Origin of the sequence: Pseudomonas sp. BJa5 (genome assembly GCF_030272875.2) — a bacterium.
Taxonomy (GTDB): domain Bacteria; phylum Pseudomonadota; class Gammaproteobacteria; order Pseudomonadales; family Pseudomonadaceae; genus Aquipseudomonas.
In genome coordinates this window covers 92,059-110,653 of sequence record NZ_JALRNG020000002.1, presented here as the reverse complement: position 1 = coordinate 110,653, position 18,595 = coordinate 92,059, and the positions used below count along the sequence as shown (strand labels likewise).

Annotated in this window: 18 protein-coding genes; 10 read left to right on the top strand and 8 right to left on the bottom strand. The window is 63.5% G+C overall.

The window, feature by feature from the left end:
* Window positions 1-10: 10 nt before the first annotated feature.
* Window positions 11-1,159 (top strand): ABC transporter ATP-binding protein, encoded by a 1,149-nt coding sequence (locus M2D63_RS01690; protein WP_285861004.1) that lies wholly within the window; start codon window positions 11-13, stop codon window positions 1,157-1,159.
* 47 nt (window positions 1,160-1,206) lie between these two features.
* On the opposite strand, the gene M2D63_RS01685 is transcribed toward M2D63_RS01690, so the two are convergent.
* Window positions 1,207-1,833 (bottom strand): LysE family translocator, encoded by a 627-nt coding sequence (locus M2D63_RS01685; protein ID WP_285861002.1) that lies wholly within the window; start codon window positions 1,831-1,833, stop codon window positions 1,207-1,209.
* Window positions 1,834-2,313: 480 nt separating this feature from the next.
* On the opposite strand from M2D63_RS01685, the gene M2D63_RS01680 reads away from it, so the two are divergent.
* Both M2D63_RS01680 and M2D63_RS01675 read left to right on the top strand, forming a co-directional pair.
* Entirely contained in the window at window positions 2,314-3,939 is a 1,626-nt protein-coding gene (locus M2D63_RS01680; RefSeq protein ID WP_285861001.1) for a methyl-accepting chemotaxis protein, read from the top strand.
* 213 nt (window positions 3,940-4,152) lie between these two features.
* The gene (locus tag M2D63_RS01675; RefSeq protein WP_285861000.1) at window positions 4,153-5,889 is read left to right on the top strand and encodes a dipeptidase; all 1,737 of its coding nucleotides are present in this window, start codon (window positions 4,153-4,155) and stop codon (window positions 5,887-5,889) included.
* A 59-nt stretch (window positions 5,890-5,948) separates the two neighbouring features.
* Here the strand turns inward: M2D63_RS01675 and M2D63_RS01670 are convergent, their stop codons facing one another.
* Both M2D63_RS01670 and M2D63_RS01665 read right to left on the bottom strand, forming a co-directional pair.
* The gene (locus M2D63_RS01670; protein WP_285860999.1) at window positions 5,949-6,302 is read right to left on the bottom strand and encodes a DUF1428 domain-containing protein; all 354 of its coding nucleotides are present in this window, start codon (window positions 6,300-6,302) and stop codon (window positions 5,949-5,951) included.
* Between the two features lie 181 nt (window positions 6,303-6,483).
* Window positions 6,484-6,696 (bottom strand): DUF4287 domain-containing protein, encoded by a 213-nt coding sequence (locus M2D63_RS01665; RefSeq protein WP_285860998.1) that lies wholly within the window; start codon window positions 6,694-6,696, stop codon window positions 6,484-6,486.
* Between the two features lie 106 nt (window positions 6,697-6,802).
* On the opposite strand from M2D63_RS01665, the gene M2D63_RS01660 reads away from it, so the two are divergent.
* Window positions 6,803-7,231 carry a hypothetical protein gene (locus M2D63_RS01660; protein WP_285860997.1) on the top strand — a complete coding sequence of 143 codons (429 nt, stop codon included), beginning with the start codon at window positions 6,803-6,805 and terminating at the stop codon, window positions 7,229-7,231.
* A 125-nt stretch (window positions 7,232-7,356) separates the two neighbouring features.
* On the opposite strand, the gene M2D63_RS01655 is transcribed toward M2D63_RS01660, so the two are convergent.
* On the bottom strand, window positions 7,357-7,899 hold the full coding sequence (locus M2D63_RS01655; RefSeq protein WP_285860996.1) for a cysteine hydrolase family protein: 543 nt from the start codon (window positions 7,897-7,899) through the stop codon (window positions 7,357-7,359).
* A gap of 138 nt (window positions 7,900-8,037) precedes the next feature.
* On the opposite strand from M2D63_RS01655, the gene M2D63_RS01650 reads away from it, so the two are divergent.
* On the top strand, window positions 8,038-8,499 hold the full coding sequence (locus M2D63_RS01650) for an NUDIX domain-containing protein (protein ID WP_285860995.1): 462 nt from the start codon (window positions 8,038-8,040) through the stop codon (window positions 8,497-8,499).
* Here the strand turns inward: M2D63_RS01650 and M2D63_RS01645 are convergent.
* Window positions 8,496-8,924 (bottom strand): hypothetical protein, encoded by a 429-nt coding sequence (locus tag M2D63_RS01645; protein WP_285860994.1) that lies wholly within the window; start codon window positions 8,922-8,924, stop codon window positions 8,496-8,498. The genes M2D63_RS01650 and M2D63_RS01645 overlap by 4 nt on opposite strands.
* Window positions 8,925-9,201: 277 nt before the next feature.
* Here M2D63_RS01645 and M2D63_RS01640 point away from each other — a divergent pair, with 277 nt between their 5' ends.
* Window positions 9,202-10,023, top strand: coding sequence for an SDR family oxidoreductase (locus M2D63_RS01640; RefSeq protein WP_285860993.1), 822 nt, complete (start codon window positions 9,202-9,204; stop codon window positions 10,021-10,023).
* Here the strand turns inward: M2D63_RS01640 and M2D63_RS01635 are convergent.
* The 3 genes from M2D63_RS01635 to M2D63_RS01625 form a co-directional block, all read right to left on the bottom strand.
* On the bottom strand, window positions 10,020-10,952 hold the full coding sequence (locus M2D63_RS01635; protein WP_285860992.1) for an ornithine cyclodeaminase family protein: 933 nt from the start codon (window positions 10,950-10,952) through the stop codon (window positions 10,020-10,022). The genes M2D63_RS01640 and M2D63_RS01635 overlap by 4 nt on opposite strands.
* Window positions 10,953-10,963: 11 nt before the next feature.
* Window positions 10,964-12,022 carry a proline racemase family protein gene (locus M2D63_RS01630; RefSeq protein ID WP_285860991.1) on the bottom strand — a complete coding sequence of 353 codons (1,059 nt, stop codon included), beginning with the start codon at window positions 12,020-12,022 and terminating at the stop codon, window positions 10,964-10,966.
* Between the two features lie 99 nt (window positions 12,023-12,121).
* Window positions 12,122-13,096, bottom strand: a complete 975-nt coding sequence (locus M2D63_RS01625; protein WP_285860990.1) for a LysR substrate-binding domain-containing protein — start codon at window positions 13,094-13,096, stop codon at window positions 12,122-12,124.
* A gap of 111 nt (window positions 13,097-13,207) precedes the next feature.
* Between M2D63_RS01625 and M2D63_RS01620 the strand changes: the two genes are divergently transcribed.
* The 4 genes from M2D63_RS01620 to M2D63_RS01605 all read left to right on the top strand — a co-directional run bounded on the left by M2D63_RS01620 (window position 13,208) and on the right by M2D63_RS01605 (window position 18,589).
* Window positions 13,208-14,119 (top strand): transporter, encoded by a 912-nt coding sequence (locus tag M2D63_RS01620; RefSeq protein ID WP_285860989.1) that lies wholly within the window; start codon window positions 13,208-13,210, stop codon window positions 14,117-14,119.
* Between the two features lie 291 nt (window positions 14,120-14,410).
* Entirely contained in the window at window positions 14,411-15,877 is a 1,467-nt protein-coding gene (locus M2D63_RS01615) for an APC family permease (RefSeq protein WP_285860988.1), read from the top strand.
* Window positions 15,878-15,962: 85 nt separating this feature from the next.
* Window positions 15,963-17,159, top strand: a complete 1,197-nt coding sequence (locus M2D63_RS01610; protein WP_285860987.1) for an iron-containing alcohol dehydrogenase — start codon at window positions 15,963-15,965, stop codon at window positions 17,157-17,159.
* Entirely contained in the window at window positions 17,156-18,589 is a 1,434-nt protein-coding gene (locus M2D63_RS01605; RefSeq protein WP_285860986.1) for an aldehyde dehydrogenase family protein, read from the top strand. Before M2D63_RS01610 ends, M2D63_RS01605 begins: the two co-directional genes overlap by 4 nt.
* Window positions 18,590-18,595: the final 6 nt, after the last annotated feature.

The window sequence follows — 18,595 nt, the reverse complement described above, 5'->3', positions numbered from 1 at the left end:
GAACAACAAGATGAGTGCAGTCCTCGACACCCCGCGGCACGCCCAGACCCTGGTCAGCCTGCGCAACCTGAACAAGCACTACGGCGATTTCGCCGCCGTGGACGACATCAACCTGGACATCCAGGACGGCGAATTCCTGACCTTCCTCGGCTCCAGCGGCTCGGGCAAGAGCACCACCCTGTCGATGCTCGCCGGTTTCGAGACCCCCAGCAGCGGCGAGATCCTGGTCAGTGGCCAGTCGCTGGTCAACGTGCCGCCGCACAAGCGCGACATCGGCATGGTGTTCCAGCGCTACTCGCTGTTCCCGCACCTGTCGGTGCGCGACAACATCGCCTTTCCCCTAGCCATCCGCAAGCGCAGCGCCGCCGAGCGTGACAAGCAAGTGGACGCCATGCTCAAGCTGGTGCAGCTGGACAGCTTCGCCCACCGCCGCCCGGCGCAACTCTCCGGCGGCCAGCAACAGCGCGTGGCCATCGCCCGGGCACTGGTGTACGAGCCACGCATCCTGCTGATGGACGAGCCGCTTGGCGCGCTGGACAAGAAACTACGCGAAGACCTGCAGGACGAACTGCGCCAGCTGCACCGGCGCCTGGGCATCACCATCGTCTACGTCACCCACGACCAGGAAGAGGCCATGCGCCTGTCCCAGCGCATCGCCATCTTCAGCCACGGCAAGATCGTCGGCCTGGGCACCGGCTACGACCTCTACCAAAACCCGCCGAATGCCTTCGTCGCCTCGTTCCTGGGCAACTCCAACTTCCTGCGCGTCAAGGCCCACGGCAACGGCGCGGCCAGCTTCGAAGGCCAGCCACTGGCCATGCGCCTGACCCCGGGGCTGAGCGAGGGGCAGGATGCGCTGCTGATGGTGCGTCCGGAAAAAGCCGTGGCCCTGAGCGCCGAACAGGCCATCCAGCAGCCCCTGCCAGCGGGCTGGAACCAGGTGTCTGCGCGGGTTGGCGAGGTGCTGTTCCTGGGCGAGAGCCAGACCTGCAGCGTGGTGACCACCGGTGGCACGGCCATGACGGTCAAGGCCCTGTCGGCGGCGGGCATGCCGATGCAGCCGGGCGACAGCGTCAAGGTCCGCTGGGCGGTGGCCGATGCCTGCGTGTATACCCAGTGGGCGGAGAGCGACCTGAACAAGGCTGCTGGCGCGCACTGACGCCTGCACCCTGTGGGAGTCGTCGCACCGCCGCTCCCACAGAAAGGTCAAGCCGGTCGCGACATCACCAGCAACCGCAGCGCCAGCAAGGCCAGCACACTGGCCAGCAAGCGCGGCTGCAAGCGTGCCATGCGTCCTTGTGCAGCAAAGCGTCGGCTGATCAATCCGGCAAAACAGCCCAGTAGCACATGAAACACCAGGGCGATAGCACTCAGCAGCAACCCCAGCAGCAACAATTGCCCGGCGACATCCTTGCCCGGCACCACGAACTGCGGCAAGAACACGATGAAGAACAACAGCGCCTTGGGATTGAGCAGACTGTTCAAGGTCGCGGCGACGAACACTGACGTCGATGACGTCCCGGATGCCCCCTGAGCCCTGCCCGGGCTACGCGGTTGCAACAACTTGAAGGCCATCCACAACAGATAGATCGCACCGCAATAGCGGATGATGTCGAAGGATGGTGGCCAGGCGGCAATCAGTGTGGTGACACCGGTGGCGGTCAACGCCGTCAGGACCAGGTCGGCCAGGCTGATGCCCAGTGCCGCCGCCAGCCCGCCGCGCCAGCCCATGGACACGCCATGGCTGATGACGAAGGCCATGTTCGGCCCGGGTGAGAGCAGTAACAGGGTCACCGCACCGGAAAAGATCATCAGGGTATGCAGGTCGAGCATCGCAAGGCCTCCTGGCAGAGCTTCAAGGGTAGCGCCCTGGTCCATCGGGCGAGCGCTACAGTACGGTGAATTGTTGGCGCAACAGTTGGTTGTCGGCATGCACGTGTGGGAGCTGGCGAAGCCTGCTCCCACAGTCGGTAGGGTATCTGTGGGAGCTGCCGCCAGGCTGCGATCGGCCGTGAAACGGCCGCAAAACCTGTCGACGCGATTCCTTCAGACCCACCGAGCTGAACCGATTGCGACTGCTGCGCAGCCGATCGCAGGCTGCGCCAGCTCCCACAAAGACAGTTGCTCCCACAAGGACCGATGCAAGCAGAACCATTGTGGAGCGAGCACTGCTGACACAAACTGCGTGCGGTAATCGAACACAAGCGGATTTACGCCCTCAAGTCCGTCTGCGGCAACTCCGATAGCAGACCACCCACCGCCGATCCTTCGGCGCACGGTGGCGCTAATAACAACTCAAGGAGTACCGCCTGCATGTTCGCCGACCTGAAAATCCGCACCGGGATGTTCTGGGTGCTGTCGCTGTTCAGCCTGACCCTGTTGTTCTCCACCGTCAGCGCCTGGCGCGCGGCGGTGGGCAGCGATGGGCAGATCACCGAACTGGACCAGACCGCGCACCAGTCGGACCGGCTGAACAACGCCCTGCTGATGGCGATCCGCGCCAGCGCCAACGTCTCCTCCGGCTTCGTGGAACAGAGCGGCGGCCACCAGGACAGCACCGACAAACGCCTGGCGCTGTCCGAGCAACTGATCGGCAACAGCCGAACACTGTTCGACGAACTGGTCGCCCATGCCCAGGACCCGGCGCTCAAGGTGCTGGCCGTGGACCTGCAAGGCACCTTCGCCAGCTACGCCGATGCCGTAGCAGGCCAGCGCGAAGCGACCCGGGGCAACGACCTGCAGCGCTTCTTCATCGCCAACACCGAGGCCGGCAAGGCCATGGCCCGCATGCAGGCGCTGCGCCAGCAACTGGTGGCGGCGCTGAGCGAGCGCAGCCAGCAGATCATGCTCGAATCCGACCGCCGCCTGAGCCAGGCCCAGGTGCTCAGCGCCGTACTGGGCGTGGTCACCCTGCTGCTGGCCGTGCTGTGCTGGAGCTTTATCGCCCAGCGCGTGCTGCGCCCGTTGCGCGAGGCCGGCCAGCACTTCCAGCGCATCGCCGGGGGCGATCTCAGCGTGCCGGTAACGGTACGCAGCAGCAACGAGATCGGCCAGCTGTTCAGCGAGCTGCAACGCATGCAGCACAGCCAGCGCGACACCCTGGGGCAGATCAGCGGCTGTGCCCGTCAACTGGCCCGCGCCGCCGAAGCCCTCGATGATGTCACCGAACAAAGCGCCAACGGCCTGCGCCAGCAGGACCAGGAACTGGAACAGGCAGCCACCGCCGTCACCGAAATGACCACTGCCGTGGAAGATGTGGCGCGCAATGCGGTGTCCACCTCACAAGCGGCCACCGCCTCCAACCGCCTGGCCGAGCAGAGCCGCCTGCAGGTGGGCGAGAACCTCGACGGCACCCGGGCGATGACCCGCGAAGTGCAGACCAGCAGTGAGCACCTGCAACAACTGGCCGGCCAGGTTCGCGACATCGGCCAGGTACTGGAAGTGATTCGCTCGGTGTCGGAACAGACCAACCTGCTGGCCCTCAACGCCGCCATCGAGGCGGCCCGTGCCGGCGAGGCCGGTCGCGGCTTTGCCGTGGTGGCCGATGAAGTGCGCACCCTGGCCTACCGCACCCAGCAATCGACCCGGGAAATCGAGCAAATGATCAATGGCGTGCAACTCGGCACCGAAGCCGCGGTGGCCTCGATGCAGGCCAGCACCCAGCGCGCCCGTTCGGCCCTGGACATCACCCAGGCCTCGGGGCAAGTGCTTGAAGGCATCTACACCGCCATCGGCGAAATCAACGAACGCAACCTGGTGATCGCCAGCGCCGCCGAGCAGCAGGCCCAGGTGGCACGGGAAGTGGATCGCAACCTGCTCAACATCCGCGAGCTCTCCACCCGCTCGGCGGCCGGCGCGCAACAGACCCGCCAGGCCAGCCAGGCGTTGTCGGGGTTGGCCGGGGAGCTGACGGCGCTGGTGGCGCGGTTCAGGGTCTGAGGTGGGAGCGGGCTTGCCCCGCGAAAGCCCCACCGGCACTGTCGCGCCATCCACCACCGTGCTTTTTCGTTTCTGCGTCACTTTTGCATGACTGTGCGACAGGTCACATTCCAGGTCTCCACGCGCGCTTGCACGGGGTGTTAGTTTGCACGACGGCTTGCCGATCGAGGCAGCCACCGCCTACCCACCCCCTGCAAAGGAATGCCTCCAGCAATGGACTTCTCACTCAAGCACCTGGCCACCACCCTGATGCTGGCCAGTCTCACTGCCTTCACCTGCCAGGCCCAGGCCAACATCACCCCGCAACAGAGCGCGGCGATCCTGAAAACCTTCGGCAACGCCCAGGTGAAGGACTTCAGGCAGTTCCTCGGTGCGCTGGCCGAGAGCGACCTGGGCAAAGCCGACAAGCTCGACGCGACCATCACCGCCTTCCTTGCCAACAAGCCCCTGTCGGCGCAGCAGCAAAACGAAATCCATCGCCTGCTCGGTCTCTACGCGCGGATGAAATATGGTGCTGCCGCCACCGAAACCCTGCGCGAGCTGGTGGCCATCCCGACCTTCCGCGTCGAGGGTGTCGACCAGCACGAGAACCCCGAGTTCATCAAGATTGCCGACAAGATCAAAGGCCTGGCCCAGGCCTTCAACCTGAATTTCCGCAACGTCGACAACCGCATCTACGAGATCTCGCTCCAGGGGAAAAGCGATGAAGTGGTGGGCATCCACGCCCATGCCGACGTGGTCCCAGTCACCCCGGAAAACTGGGTGCTGCAGGACGGTACCCGACTCGATCCGTTCAAGCTCACCCTGATCGGCGATCGCATGTACGGTCGCGGTGCCGAGGATGACAAGAACGGCATCGTGGTCGCGCTCTACGCCATGAAGATCATCAAGGAAGAAAACCTGCCACTGGCGAGAAACTTCAAGCTGCTGGTCGACACCACCGAAGAAACCACCGGCGACGCCATCCCGTACTACTTCGAACACAACCCCATCCCCAACTACAACCTGGCGCTGGATGGCGGCTACCCGGTGGTGATCGCCGAGAAAGGCTACGGCACCGTCATGGCCAGCTTCCCGCGCCGCCAGGCCGAAGGCAAAGGCGCGGAAATCACCGCAATGACCGGTGGCCTGGCGACCAACCAGATCCCCTCGACCTCGGTCGCCACCTTTGTCACCGACACGCCCGCCGAGCTTGCCGCCAGCCTGCAGCAGGCAGGCGATGCCTATGCCAAGGGCAACGGCGGCAACTTCGGTGTCAACGCCAAGGTGGTCGGCAAGGATGTGCAACTGACCGTCACCGGGGTATCGGCCCACTCCTCCGAACCAGAATCCGGCGTCAACCCGGTGGCGCGGATGCTGGAGCTGATCAACAGCCTGGACGGCAAGGTCGCGCTCAAGCACAACGCGATCACCGACGCCGCCCGCTACGGGGCCGACAACTGGGGCCTGGACTACCTGGGTGGCAAACTGGGCGTCGGTTTTGCCGATGACTTCATGGGCCCGTTGACCACCTCGCCGACTTACGTGGGCATGGACGACAAGGCCTTCAAACTGGCGGTCAACCTGCGCGTGCCGGTGGGCAAGTCGCCTGAGGTGCTGAAGAAGGAAATCGGCGACAAGCTTGCGGCCTGGAGCAAGCAGTCCGCGATCAACGTCGCCCTGGACACCTCGATCGCCGAACCGATGTACCGCAACCCCGAGGGTGAATGGGTCAAGGCCTTGCTGGCGGTCGCCAGTGAGAACCTGGGCATGGCGCACAAGTTCGGCACCTCCGCCGGCGCCACCTCGGTGCATGAACTGCCCAATGGCGTGCAGTTCGGCCTGGCCATGCCCGACGTCAAATACACCGGCCACAACGACAACGAGTTCAAGACCGTCGAGCAGTTCATGCTCGACCTGCAGATCGTCACGGAGATGATGGGCCGGATCGGGCAGATGCCGAAACTGTAAAAAGCAGATTGCCCACTGAGCCTCATCGCCGGTATTGCCGGCGATGAGGCCAGCGGCCCCTACACATCCACCAGCACTTCGAACCCGCCAAAGATCAGCCGCTGCCCGTCGAAGGGCATGGGATTCTTGTCCGGCTGCAGGCGCGAGTCCTCCATCACCTTCTGCATCCCGGCATCGCGCACCTGCCGCGACGGCCAGACGATCCAGGAAAACACCACCGTCTCATCGTCCTTGCACTTCACCGCCATCGGAAACGACGTCACCTTGCCCTCGGGCACATCGTCGCCCCAGCACTCCCTGATCTGCAGCGCCCCGGCCTCCTTGAACACCAGCGCCGCCTCCTCGGCATGGCGTTTGAAGGCCTCGCGGTTGGCGGTGGGTACGGCAATGACAAATCCATCGACATAAGCCATGACACTTACTCCTGCACGTGGGGTTGATCTGTGCAGTAGTCGAATGGGCGCATAGGTAATCGACAACCCAGGGCAAAGGCCGACAAGCGGTCACCCCATCCTGGTTTGACCGCCTGTAGGAGCGGGCTTGCCCCGCGATTGCCTGCTGCCATTCACATCGCTTCGCGGGGCAAGCCCGCTCCTACGGTGTGCGGTGCAGGAAGTAGGCAACCAGCGCATTGGCATGCCCATGCCCCATCCCATGCTCGGCCTTGAGCCAGGCCACCATCTCCATATGCTTCTTGCCACTCAGCGATTCGAGCAGCGTCAGCCAGTGGCTGATGGGTTGCCCGTATTTCTTTTCAATCGAGGGGAAATACGACGCGGGCCCTTTGACTTTCGGATCTTCGCTCATGATGCAAATTCCTTTTCTGCCGGGGTATCGACGAATCGAAAGCAGTATAGGCAAGCTGCTAGGATGCACGCTCGCTTGAGCACTCAAGGAAGGGAGATCGCGCGTAATGGACCACTACAACCTGGCATTGATCATCGGTGCCGTACTCAGCCTGCTGGCTGCCGCCCTGCACATCGGCGCGATCATAGCCGGGCCTGCCGGCTACCGGCTGTTCGGTGCGGGCGAGCGCTTCGTCCGCGCCGCCGAGGCGGGAAAGACCTTTCCGGCCATCATCACCCTTGGCATCGCGCTGGTGCTGGTGATCTGGGCCGCCTATGCCCTGTCCGGGGCATTGGTGATCGGTCCGCTACCACTGCTGCGCCCGGCGCTCATCGTGATCACACTGATCTACCTGCTGCGCGGGGTGGTCGGGCCGTTCTTTCTCATCAACACCGGCAGGAGCACGCGCTTCATCGTGATCAGTTCGCTGGTGTGCACCGGCTTCGGTGTTGTCCATGGCCTGGGGCTGCTGCAGATGTGGGAGCGGCTTGCCTAGCGCCCCAGGCTCGGCCGACGCCGGTGTCGCTGTCCGGCACCTTGTACCTGGCGATCAGCGACGTCGATCACTACTTCGAACGGGTTGGCATTTACCCAGTGTGCAACGGCCCGCAGGCAGGATGCCTAACCCTGAGCGAACTCGACACCCTCGCTTGCTTGCGCGTGGATCGGTACGCCAAAGCTTCTGATACTCGGCAAGGTGGCATTGTGGTGAGCGATAATGTGCGCCGCATCGGCATGGGCTTTGTCCTGGGTCGTGTGGGCATCACTGACCAAGGTCACCTCATAGCCCAAGGCCGCGGCACGCCGGACTGTGGTATCGATGCAGAATTCGCTGGCATACCCGCAGACCACCAGATGGGACGCTCCACACTTCGCCAACACCGCTTCGAGGTCTGTTCTCAGGAAGGAATCGGGCGTGGTTTTACGGACGAGTTGATCGGTGTCGCAGGTGACGAGACCAGCGTCCAGCGCCCACTCCGCGCTGCCATGCCTGAAATACTCGCCGCCCGTTGCCTCGTGCTGAACAAAAATGACCGGCGCTCCCTGCAACCTGGCCCGCCTGGTCAAGCCGTTGATGCGATGTATCACGCTTTCAGCTGACGCCGGGGCCGGAGAAGACCTGAACAGCCCGTGTTGTACGTCGATGACGATTAACGCTTTCATTGATTTCAGTTCCTTTGAAAATCGAATTGGCGATCTGAAGCAGCTGATGCCATTGAAGGACGCATAGCCCTATGGCGGTAGAGACTTTAACGTGGGGCAGGCAAAAAATCTGTCCTTTTTAGAAATAAGGAAATCGTCATGCACCCTGACAAGGCCTGCGCCGTAGTGCTTTCATCCACGCCGCACCAAAGGATCCTCTTGTTCCGTCACCCACTGGCAGGCGTGCAACTGGTCAAGGGCACCATCGAGCCAGGCGAAACACCTGGCCAGGCGGCCCTGCGGGAACTGGCGGAAGAGTCGGGTATCAACGCGGCCACGATCCGCGACGAACTGGGCTGTTGGGAGGCTGGCCATCAAGGCCAGGTCTGGTCGTTTCACCTGTGCCGGGTGAGTGAACCATTACCTGAGCGGTGGTCGCATCAGACGCTCGATGACCATGGTCACTGTTTCGAGTTTTTCTGGGCGGCGCTCGACCGGTTGCCCCATGCCGAATGCCACCCCGTTTTCCGTCGGGCGCTGGATTTTGTGAGTGCTTCCCTGCGAGCGCGTGGGCACTTGCCAGACACCCCGCACGCCCCGGTTGAAGACGCTACGCCCTAGCGACGATAGTAGCCGCGATCGTCGTAGTAACGGTGCTGCATGGCCCGGTCATGACGGCGTTCCCAATCACGCCGACGCTCCCAGTCACGACGGCGCTCGGCTTCCCGGCGGGCCTGCTCTCGGCGCCAGTTGTCGCGGCGCCATTGTTCGCGCCGCCAGTCGTCCCGGCGATCATCATAACGGTGGTCGTGCCAGTAGCGGTCGTCATGGGCCAGCAACGCTCCTGGCTGCTGGTCGGCCACGCTGGCCAGGGTTGGCCAGGGGTTTTCGGCAGCCCTGGCCGGCGCCTGGACGGCTGCGACTTGCGCGGCGGCCTCAGGTGCAGGAGCAGGATTGGAAGTCTTCATCTGTGTTGCTGATGCCGAGCCCACCGCGACGAACGCGAACAGGCCGAAGAGCACCCTCCGTGGGACATGGAATTTCATGAGCGAAGACAACCTCTGGCTGACATTTGGATGTGTGGCCATCGGTCTTCGGGAAACTATCGTGTCGCGTTTACCGGGCCGATGTGCCTATCCAAATAGACCGATAAATAGGGAAAAGTTCTAGGAGAGCTGCGCATAAATTTCCAACGGTTCCAACACCTGGCCCGGTGCGCGGTCAATCTGCAGGAGCGGGCTTGCCCCGCGATCCTGGTGGCAATTGCAGCAAACGCAGCTAGATTTCCTTTTCCACGCACCACCCCACGGAGCTACATCATTTATGGACAATAAACTGACGACCAAGACAGCGCTCATCACCGGGGCGGCCCAGGGCATTGGCGCCGCGATTGCACGGCGCTTCGTGCAAGAAGGCTGCTTTGTCTACCTCACCGACATCAATGACGACCTGGGCAGCGCAGTTGCACGCTCACTGGGTGATCGCGCCTGTTACCTGCGGCTCGATGTGCGCAGCGAAGAAGACTGGCAGCGCGTAACGATGCAGATCCTGAAGGCGCGCGACAGCCTTGACGTGCTGGTGAACAACGCCGGGATCACCGGATTCGAGCAGGGCGTCGTCCGGCATGATCCGGAACATGCTCGCCTGGAAGACTGGCGCGCTGTGCATCATACCAATCTCGACGGTGTGTTCCTCGGCTGCAAGTACGCCATTGGCGCCATGCGCCAGTCGGGGGCTGGCGCCATCATCAACATCTCCTCCCGCTCAGGCCTGGTCGGCATCCCGGGCGCGGCGGCGTACGCCTCATCCAAGGCCGCCGTTCGCAACCACACCAAGACCGTGGCGCTGTACTGCGCCGAGCAGGGGCTGAAGGTTCGCTGCAACTCGATTCATCCGGCCGCCATCCTCACGCCTATGTGGGAGCCCATGCTCGGCACCGATGCAGGTCGTGAAGCGCGAATGGCCGCCCTGGTCCGCGACACGCCGCTCAGGCGCTTCGGCATGCCCGAAGAAGTGGCGGCCATGGCGCTGTTTCTCGCCTCGGATGACGCGGCCTACGTTACCGGCAGTGAGTTCAACATTGACGGTGGCTTGCTGGCAGGTTCGGCCGCGACCCCCAAGGCAGCGGATGACAGCGCACGCTAGCGTGACGTCAGTTGCTCGACAACATACTGGCTGACGATCAGGTCCAGGTAGGCACCGCCGGCATTCTTGTAGACCGTCCGGTCCCCGGCCGAACGATGGAACGCCGGCATCCTGCACAGATCGAACAGATCGCCCTCTATGTCGCCCTCCCCGATCACGCCCGCTTGCAGGGGAGTCAGGATGTCCCCCGATTGGGCAGCATTCTGCCGGTCGTCGACGAAGATCCGGGCATCACGGTACACCGTGCAATCGGCCTCCTGCATGTCGGGCCGGTAGCCTCCCACCAGATCGACATGGGTACCGGGACGAACGCACTCGCCGCGGATCACAGGCGTTGATGTGCTGGTGGCGGCGGCAATGATGTCTGCCCGGGCGACTGCAGCATCGAGATCGTCGACCACCCGCACCCGGATGTTTCTCGCCGCAAGCGCCGAGCGCGCGCCTTCCAGCCGCGACGCCGTGCGATTCCACAACAAGACTTCACGGATCGATGGCCGGATGTGCAGGTAAGCGTCGGTCAAGGCCGCAGCAATGGGGCCTGCGCCCAGGACCAGCAGGACCTCACTGTTTTCGCGGCTCAATATCCGTGCCGCCAGGGCCGAGTCGGCTGCGGTCTTCCAGCGGGTGATTTCAGGCCCGTCCAGCATGGCGACCAGTCCCTTGGTGCGCTCGTCCATGACCAGGAACGCGGCCTGCTCCGTTGGCAGCGGAGGATCGGCAGCGCCATTGGCCGGATGGATCGAGGCGATTTTGACCCCGGCGCCCTTGCCCGGCAGGATGACGCCCCGGCTGAACAGCCCAAAGCTCGAATCGCCGATGAAGTAACCGTCGGCAATCGGCCGGGAGCCCGAATGCCCCCGGTGCAAGGCGTCAAGAACGCCGTGCCAGTCGAGTACCGAGCGGATTTGCTGCGCTGAAATGATCTGCATGGCTACCGTCCCTACTGTTTCGGCCAGATGTCCCCGAGGGTGTAACCCTCGGGAAAGGGATCGTCGTGATCCAGCACGATGGTGTGCAAGCCATGGATCCAGCTGGTGCCGGCCAGTGTCGGCACCACGGCGACGTGCTCGCCGATGCGCGTCGTTTCCTCCAGCCGGCCGGTAAAGACGGTGCCGAGGATGCCCTGATGACGGAAGTCCTGGTGCAGCGCCAGCTCGCCCTTGGCATGTAACACGGCCATCTTGGCGCACGTGCCGGTGCCGCAGGGGCAGCGGTCGATCGCCCCGGTCCAGGTGGCCGGATCGTCCCACGAGAGCGGGCCGGTGGGCATGGTGACGGCGTTCTTCCAGTCGGCCCGCGGGTCGTCCGTGGGGCCCGAGAGCTGGGAAATCGTGATCCCGACACCCGGATAGTCGGGATGCGCAACCGGCAACTGCTCGATGGCGGCCTGGCGGATCATGGCCGAGACCCGCGCAATCTCCTTGCCATGTTCGGGCTTGAGTTCAAGCCCCGGAAACTGGCGCACATCGGCAATGGCATAGAACATGCCGCCCCAGCCGACATCCACTCGTACCTTGCCCAGATGTGGTATATCGATGACGGCATCCAGATGCGCGGCAAAGGCCGGTACGTTCTTGAACTTCACGCGCTTGACCTTGCCACCCTGGCACTCGGCGGTGATGCGTATCAGCCCGGCCGGTGCCTCCAGCGTCAGTTCGGTCACCGGCTCGTGCATCGGCAGCATGCCCATTTCCAGTAGCACCGTTGCCACGGAGATGGTGTTGCCGCCCGACATCATCGGGTACTCGACCTGCTCCAGGATGATGAAGCCTGCATCCGCCTCTGGATGACAGGGCGGCACGACGATATTGCAGCAATGGGCCGGGTAGCCACGCGGCTCGCGCAGCAGTAGCTTGCGCAGCCCGTCGTCATTGGCTTGCAGCCATTTCATCTTGGCCTGGACGGTGTCACCGGGAATATGCGGGATACCGCCGGTCACGACGCGCATGGGGATACCCGAATGGGTTTCCACGGCCTGGATACTTCTCTTGAAACCCATGTGCTGAACTCCTCTTGCGTACCGCCGCCCCTTGCGACGCAAAGAGAAATCTATGCGTATTTCATCGATAACTTAAACGACATTTCCTCCGGCATTCCTTCAACTTTTGGTTGAAGATTGCGCGGCGAGCTCTTGCTTGATCCACTGGCAGAAGTGTTTGCACACGCTGGTATCCGCCCTGTCCTTGCGCACGGACAGGTAATGGCCGCGGTTTTTCATGACCGTCTTGTGCGGCAGCGGCCGCACCAGCTCGCCGCTGTCGACCAGGTGTCCGACCAGATGATGCCAACCCAAGGCCACCCCATGATGCGCCAAGGCCAACTGCACGATGCCTGCGTAATCATTGCTGGTGAACAGGTGCCGCGGGGTATCGGCGCGCCAATGGGTGTCCACGTCATGCAGCGCCAGCCAGACTTTCCAGTCGATATGCTCGGAAATCTGCGAGCGACCATAGGCGCTCAGGTCCAGCAGCGACCTGTCGAGCAGTTCTTCGGGGGCGTTGATCGGGCCGTGGCTGTTCAGATATCGGGGCGTGCAGACCGGATAGACTTCGTCGTCGAACAGGTGCTCGCTGTCGTATCCGCCGCGCAGGCTAGCCAGCTTGGCGATGTACACGTCAGGCTGCACGCCGGCTTCCATCGCGATGAAGTTCTGTGTGGCCAGCACGGTGAGTTCGATATCCGCAGCGTCCCGAAGGAACTCGGGCAGTCGTCTGTGCAACCAAAGCGCTGAAAACGCGGGCGAACAGCACACCGTCAAGGTCTGCCTGGCGGGCGTTCTCTTGCGCAGGCGTTCGGCGGCCTGATGAATATTGATCAGCGAAAGCTGGGTGGCATCCTTGAACATCTCGCCATCGGCCGTCAGCGTGACAGCCCTTCCCGAGCGGACAAACAGCGCCGTACCGAGGTAGTCCTCCAGTTCCCGCACCTGCTTGCTGACGGCTGCGGGGGTCACGTTCAGGGCATTGGCAGCGCCGGTAAAGCTGCTGAATTTCGCCGCCGCAAGAAAGGATTTAATGGCGCGCAGCGAAAGCGCGCCGACCAGGGTTTCGCTGATTTCGAATTGAGGCGCCATGGTGATTTCAACCGACCAGATAGGATCGGGATCGAGTCTGAAGCAAAGTCCTGCCTATGCGCTACAACAATACATACCACTCCGGGGCCGACAGGAAGCGCGTGAATGTGCATGACCCACAAACCCTGCGCAGGGTTTGCGGCCGCGCTTGCCCTGTTGGCCAGCACGGCCGTTGCCGAAGACCTCGAACCCAGGTCGTATGCCAATACGCCGGTCGGTATCAATTTCCTGCTGCTGGGCTACAGCGATATGGATGGCAGTGTCACCGCCAACCCCTCGGTTCCGCTGGAGGATGGCAAGATCAGGATCAAGGCTGCGGTGTTTGCCTTTGCCAGGTCCCTGGACGTATGGGGTCGATCGGGGAAGTTCGATATCGTCGTGCCCCGGGCGCATTTGAAGGGCTCTGCGCTGTTTGCCGGCGAACCCAGGGAGCGTGATGTCACCGGCCTGATCGATCCAAGGTTTCGTTTCTCGGTCAACCTCTATGGCGCGCCGGCGCTGTCCCTGGCCGAGTTCGCCGACTATCGCCAGGATGTGATCATCGGTGCCAGCCTGGCGATTACCGCGCCCCTTGGCCAATACGACCCCGGCAGGCTGGTCAACCTGGGCAACAACCGCTGGTCATTCAAACCTGAACTGGGGATCTCCAAGCGGCTGGGGCCGGTGACCCTGGAGCTGGCCGCCGCGACGACCTTCTACACCGACAACGATGACTACTTCGGTGGCCGCACGGCGTCCCAGGACCCGCTTCATCAGGTACAGGGGCATATCATCTATGCCTTCGGCAACGGCGTGTGGGTCTCACTGGATACGACGTACTTTGCCGGCGGCAGTACCTCGATCAATGGCGTCGGCAACCACGATTACCAGGAGACCACACGCTACGGGGGCACCCTCACCCTGCCGGTGAACCGCAACCATTCGCTCAAGCTGGCTGCGAGCAAGGGGGCGTACAGCCGCACTGGCAGCGAATACGATGGTTTTGCCATTGTCTGGCAGTACCGCTTCGGCGGTGGGCTTTGACTGGCAGCCGTCGTTCTCGGACCACCTCATCGCCAGGCAAACATCTTATTTTTTTGATGCTAGCTTCGAAACATATGAATTCTTGTTGATGTTTGTTCGCTCTAGACTGAGTCGGCTCGTAAAAAATGGGCACGTAACGTCGGTAAGCCTTTTGCCCTGAAAGGCCCTCCCAAAAATAATTTGACCTGCCGACTCAGGACTCCCTATGAAATACACTCTTACATACGCTTCGGGCCTTCCAGCGCGCTCATCCGTTGTAACGTCCTCCACCTCCGTGCGAGGTGCACGATGATGGACTCCACACTCCATAAGAACACTGACGAACATCTGCTGCAGCGCCAGGGATACAAACAGGAGCTGCACCGCGGGCTGTCGCTGTGGTCGTCGTTCTCCGTGGGCTTTGCGACCGTTTCTCCCGTCGTCGGGATCTATTCGGTCATGTCGCTCGGCGCCATGAGCGTTGGCCCTTCGTGGGTCTGGATCGTTCCGCTGTGCCTGGCATTGCAGTTGCTGGTGGCACTGGTGTATGCAGAACTTTCATCCCAGTACCCGCTGGCCGGTGGCTGTTATCAGTGGGTCAAGCGTCTGGCAGGTGATCGCTGGGCCTGGTTCACCGGGTTCATGTACCTGGCCTCGGCACTGGCCTCCTTGACCACCGTCGCGTATCTGGGCGGCTTCTGGCTCTGGCTGTTTTTGACCGGTGAAGCGCCGAGCGCCAATGCCCAGGTGGCCAGTGGCGGGGCCCTGTTGCTGCTCGGGCTCGGCGTGAATCTGCTGGGCATCAACCCGCTCAAACACTTTGTAAACGCGGGCATCGTCGCCGAGGCGATTGCCTCCATCGGCATCGGTACACTGTTGCTGCTGTTCTTCCGCAATCATTCCCTTTCCATGCTGTTCGAAGGCGTGAGCGCGACCCAAGCTACGGACGGGTCCTACCTGACCGGTTTTCTCACCGCCATGGCGGTCGGTGGCTGGGCGTTCCTGGGCTTCGATGCCTGCTCGCAAGTGTCGGAGGAAACCGCCGACGCCCGCACTTCGACACCGCGTGCCATCCTGCGCTCGATGATCCTGGTCGGCCTGACCGTGATGCTCACGGCGTTCGCCGTCACCCTGTCCTATACCGATACCGCGGCGATGGTCTCGGGCCAGGTGGTCGACCCGGTGACCCCCGCCGTGGTCGATGCTTTCGGGGCCTGGGCCGAGCGTCCGTTCGTCGGCGTGGTGCTGGTGGCCTTCATTGCCTGCGTGGTGTCGGTACAAACCTACCTGGGCCGCGCCGTGTTCGGCATGGCCCGTGACTCGATCCTCCCCGCCTCGGCCTTGTTGCGCCGCGTCGACAAACGCAAGGTGCCGCTGGCTGCCATGGTGTTCAGCACGCTGTTCGCCAGCTTCGGCCTGGCCCTGGGCCTGAACGCAACCGCCGTCGGCACCCTGATCGCCTTTGGCAGCGGAGGCTTCTTCGTGGTCTTCCTGATCGTGATCACCTGCGCGCTGCTGGCACGGCTGGGCGGCCGCTGGAAAGCCGAAGCCGGGGTGTTCAGCCTCGGGCGTTGGGGGTTGCTGGTCAACCTGCTGGCATTCGTCTGGCTGGTGTTCGAAAGCATCAACGTCGCCTGGCCGCGCGAATCGCTGGCCCCAACTGGCGCGCCCTGGTTCCAGGTCTGGGCCGTGATCCTGGTGTTCTCGACCCTGGCGGTACTGGGCCTGCTCTACATGGTCCTGGCCAAGCCCTACCAGCGCGCCGCGCTGACCGACTGATCCCTTGCGGTGCCTGCCGGGCACCACTCTCTTTGACGGGTGGAGGCTGAAACACGCCTCCAGCCCGCTGCTTTGGAGCACCCGTATGTCTGCCACGCTTCACTACTGGAACTACCCCACCGAGATCTTCTGTGGCGCCGGCGCGCTCGCCACCCTGGCCCAGCGCTGCGCGTTGCTGGGCATGCGCAAGCCCCTGCTGGTCACCGATCCCGGGATGCTGCCCCTGGAACCCTTTGCCCTGCTGACCAATCATCTTCAGCAAGCCGACATCGCCTTTGCCGTATTCTCCGCCATCGAGGCCAACCCGAGCCTGGACGACGTCGAGCGCGGCGTCGCGGCGTTCAAGGCCGGCAACCACGACTCACTCATCGCCCTGGGCGGCGGCAGCGCCATGGATGCCGCCAAGGGCATCTGCCTGGCCTCGCGTGACGCCGAAGGTCTGGAACGATTCCAGTGGTCGCGGATCATCGAGGCCTACCCGACCCTGGCCGACTTCCCGGACCTGGGGCTGGCGCCCCTGATTGCCCTGCCGACCACCGCCGGCACCGGCTCGGAACTCGGCCGTGAAGCCGTGCTGACCGACACCGCGCATCAGATCAAGCGCGTGGTCAGCCACCCGCAGCTGCTGCCTGCCTGTGTATTGCTCGACCCTGTGCTGACCCGTGGCCTGCCGCCGGCCTTGACGGCGGCCACCGGCATGGATGCCCTGACCCATCACATCGAAGCCTTCTGCTCGCCCCTCTACCACCCGATGTCCAGCGGCATCGCCGTCGAAGGGATTCGCCTGGTGGGCGAGCACCTGGGCAATGCCGTACGCGACGGCCAGGACCTGCTCGCCCGCGAAGGCATGCTGGTCGCCTCGGCCATGGCCGCGGTGGCCTTCCAGAAAGGCCTGGGCGGCGTGCATGCCCTCGCCCACCCCCTGGGTGCCCGCTACCACAAGCACCACGGTCTGCTGAACGCGATCCTGCTGCCTTACGTGCTGGTGGCCAACCACTCGGCGATCGGCGAAAACATCGGCCGCCTGGCGCGCTACCTGGAACTGGAGCAGCCCGATTTCCATGGCTTCCTCAACTGGGTGCTCGGTCTGCGCAGGCAACTGGGCATCCCCCACACCCTGGCCGAAATTGGCCTGGACCTGGCGGACGAGGCCTGGGTGGGCGAGCAAGCCCTGGCGGACATTTCCTCCTCCGACACCAATGCGCGCCCGCTGACGGCGAGCGAATACAGCCATATTTTCCGTAATGCCGTGCTCGGTGTATTGCCGGGAGCACAGCAATGAGCCAGTCCCACTTCATCGACGGTCAGTGGGTGGCGGGGCAAAGCGATCACCTGGTGGTTGCCTACGACCCCTGCCTGGCGCAACCCTTCGCCCAACTGCACAGCTGCAGCCCGGCACAGGTCGATCAGGCGGTCCGTGCCGCGCGCCAGGCGCTGCCCCGCTGGCAGGGCCTGAACGCCGCCCGGCGTGCCACCTACCTGCGGGGTTTTGCCGAACAGCTTAAACAGCGCCGTGACAGCCTGGTTGCCCTGCAAATGCAGAACAACGGCAAGCCGCGGCATGAAGCCAGCGCCGATGTCGACGACGCCGTCGCCACCTTCACCTACTACGCCGGGCTCGCCGAGCAGCTGGACGCACGCCAGAACGCTGAGGTCGCCCTGCCGGCGCCAGGTTTTCGTTCGCACACTCGCCTTGAAGCCATCGGCGTGGTCGGCTTGATCGTGCCGTGGAACTTCCCGCTGGTGACCAGCGCCTGGAAGCTGGCCCCGGCCCTGGCCGCGGGTTGCACCGTCGTGCTCAAGCCGTCGGAAGTCACCCCCTTGATCGAGCAGGTGTTTGCCGAGATCGCCCACGAAATCGGTCTGCCCCAAGGTGTACTGAACATCGTCGGTGGTGGCGCCGAGACGGGCGTTGCCCTCAGCACCCACCCGGGCATCGACAAGCTGTCGTTCACCGGCAGCAATAAAACCGGCAGCGCGGTCATGCACAGCGCCGCCGACTACTGCCGCCCGCTGACCCTGGAGCTCGGTGGCAAGTCCGCCATCCTGGTGTTCGACGACTGCGACCTGGACCAGGCCGTGGAATGGATCATCGCCGGGATCTGCTGGAATGCCGGGCAAATGTGCTCGGCGACCTCGCGCCTGTTGGTGCAGGACAGCATCGCCGAGCCCCTGCTGGCGCGCTTGAAGAACGCCCTGGAGAAGTTGCGCGTGGGCAATCCGCTCGACGACGAGGTCGACATGGGCCCGCTCAGTAGCGAAGCGCAGTTCTCCAAGGTCACCGCCTGTTTCGAGCTGGCGCGCAGCGAGGGCCTGCACTGCCTGACGGGCGGGTATGCGTTGCAGATGCCCGGCTGGTTCGTCAGCCCGACGGTGTACACCGACGTGCCGCTGGACAGCGCGCTGTGGCGCCAGGAAATCTTCGGGCCGGTGCTGTGCACCCATCGATTCAGCAGCGAAGCCCAGGCCGTGGAACTGGCCAATGACAGCCAGTACGGGCTGGTGGCCACGGTGGTCAGCGCCGACCTGACCCGGGCCGAGCGCGTCGCGGCGGCCCTGGAGGTCGGCCACGTGTGGATCAACTCGATACAGGCGGTGTTCGTGGAAACCTCCTGGGGCGGCAGCAAAGGCAGCGGTATCGGCCGCGAGCTAGGCCCCTGGGGCCTGTCGGCCTATCAATCGGTCAAGCATGTGACGCGCTGCCTGGACTGATCGGCC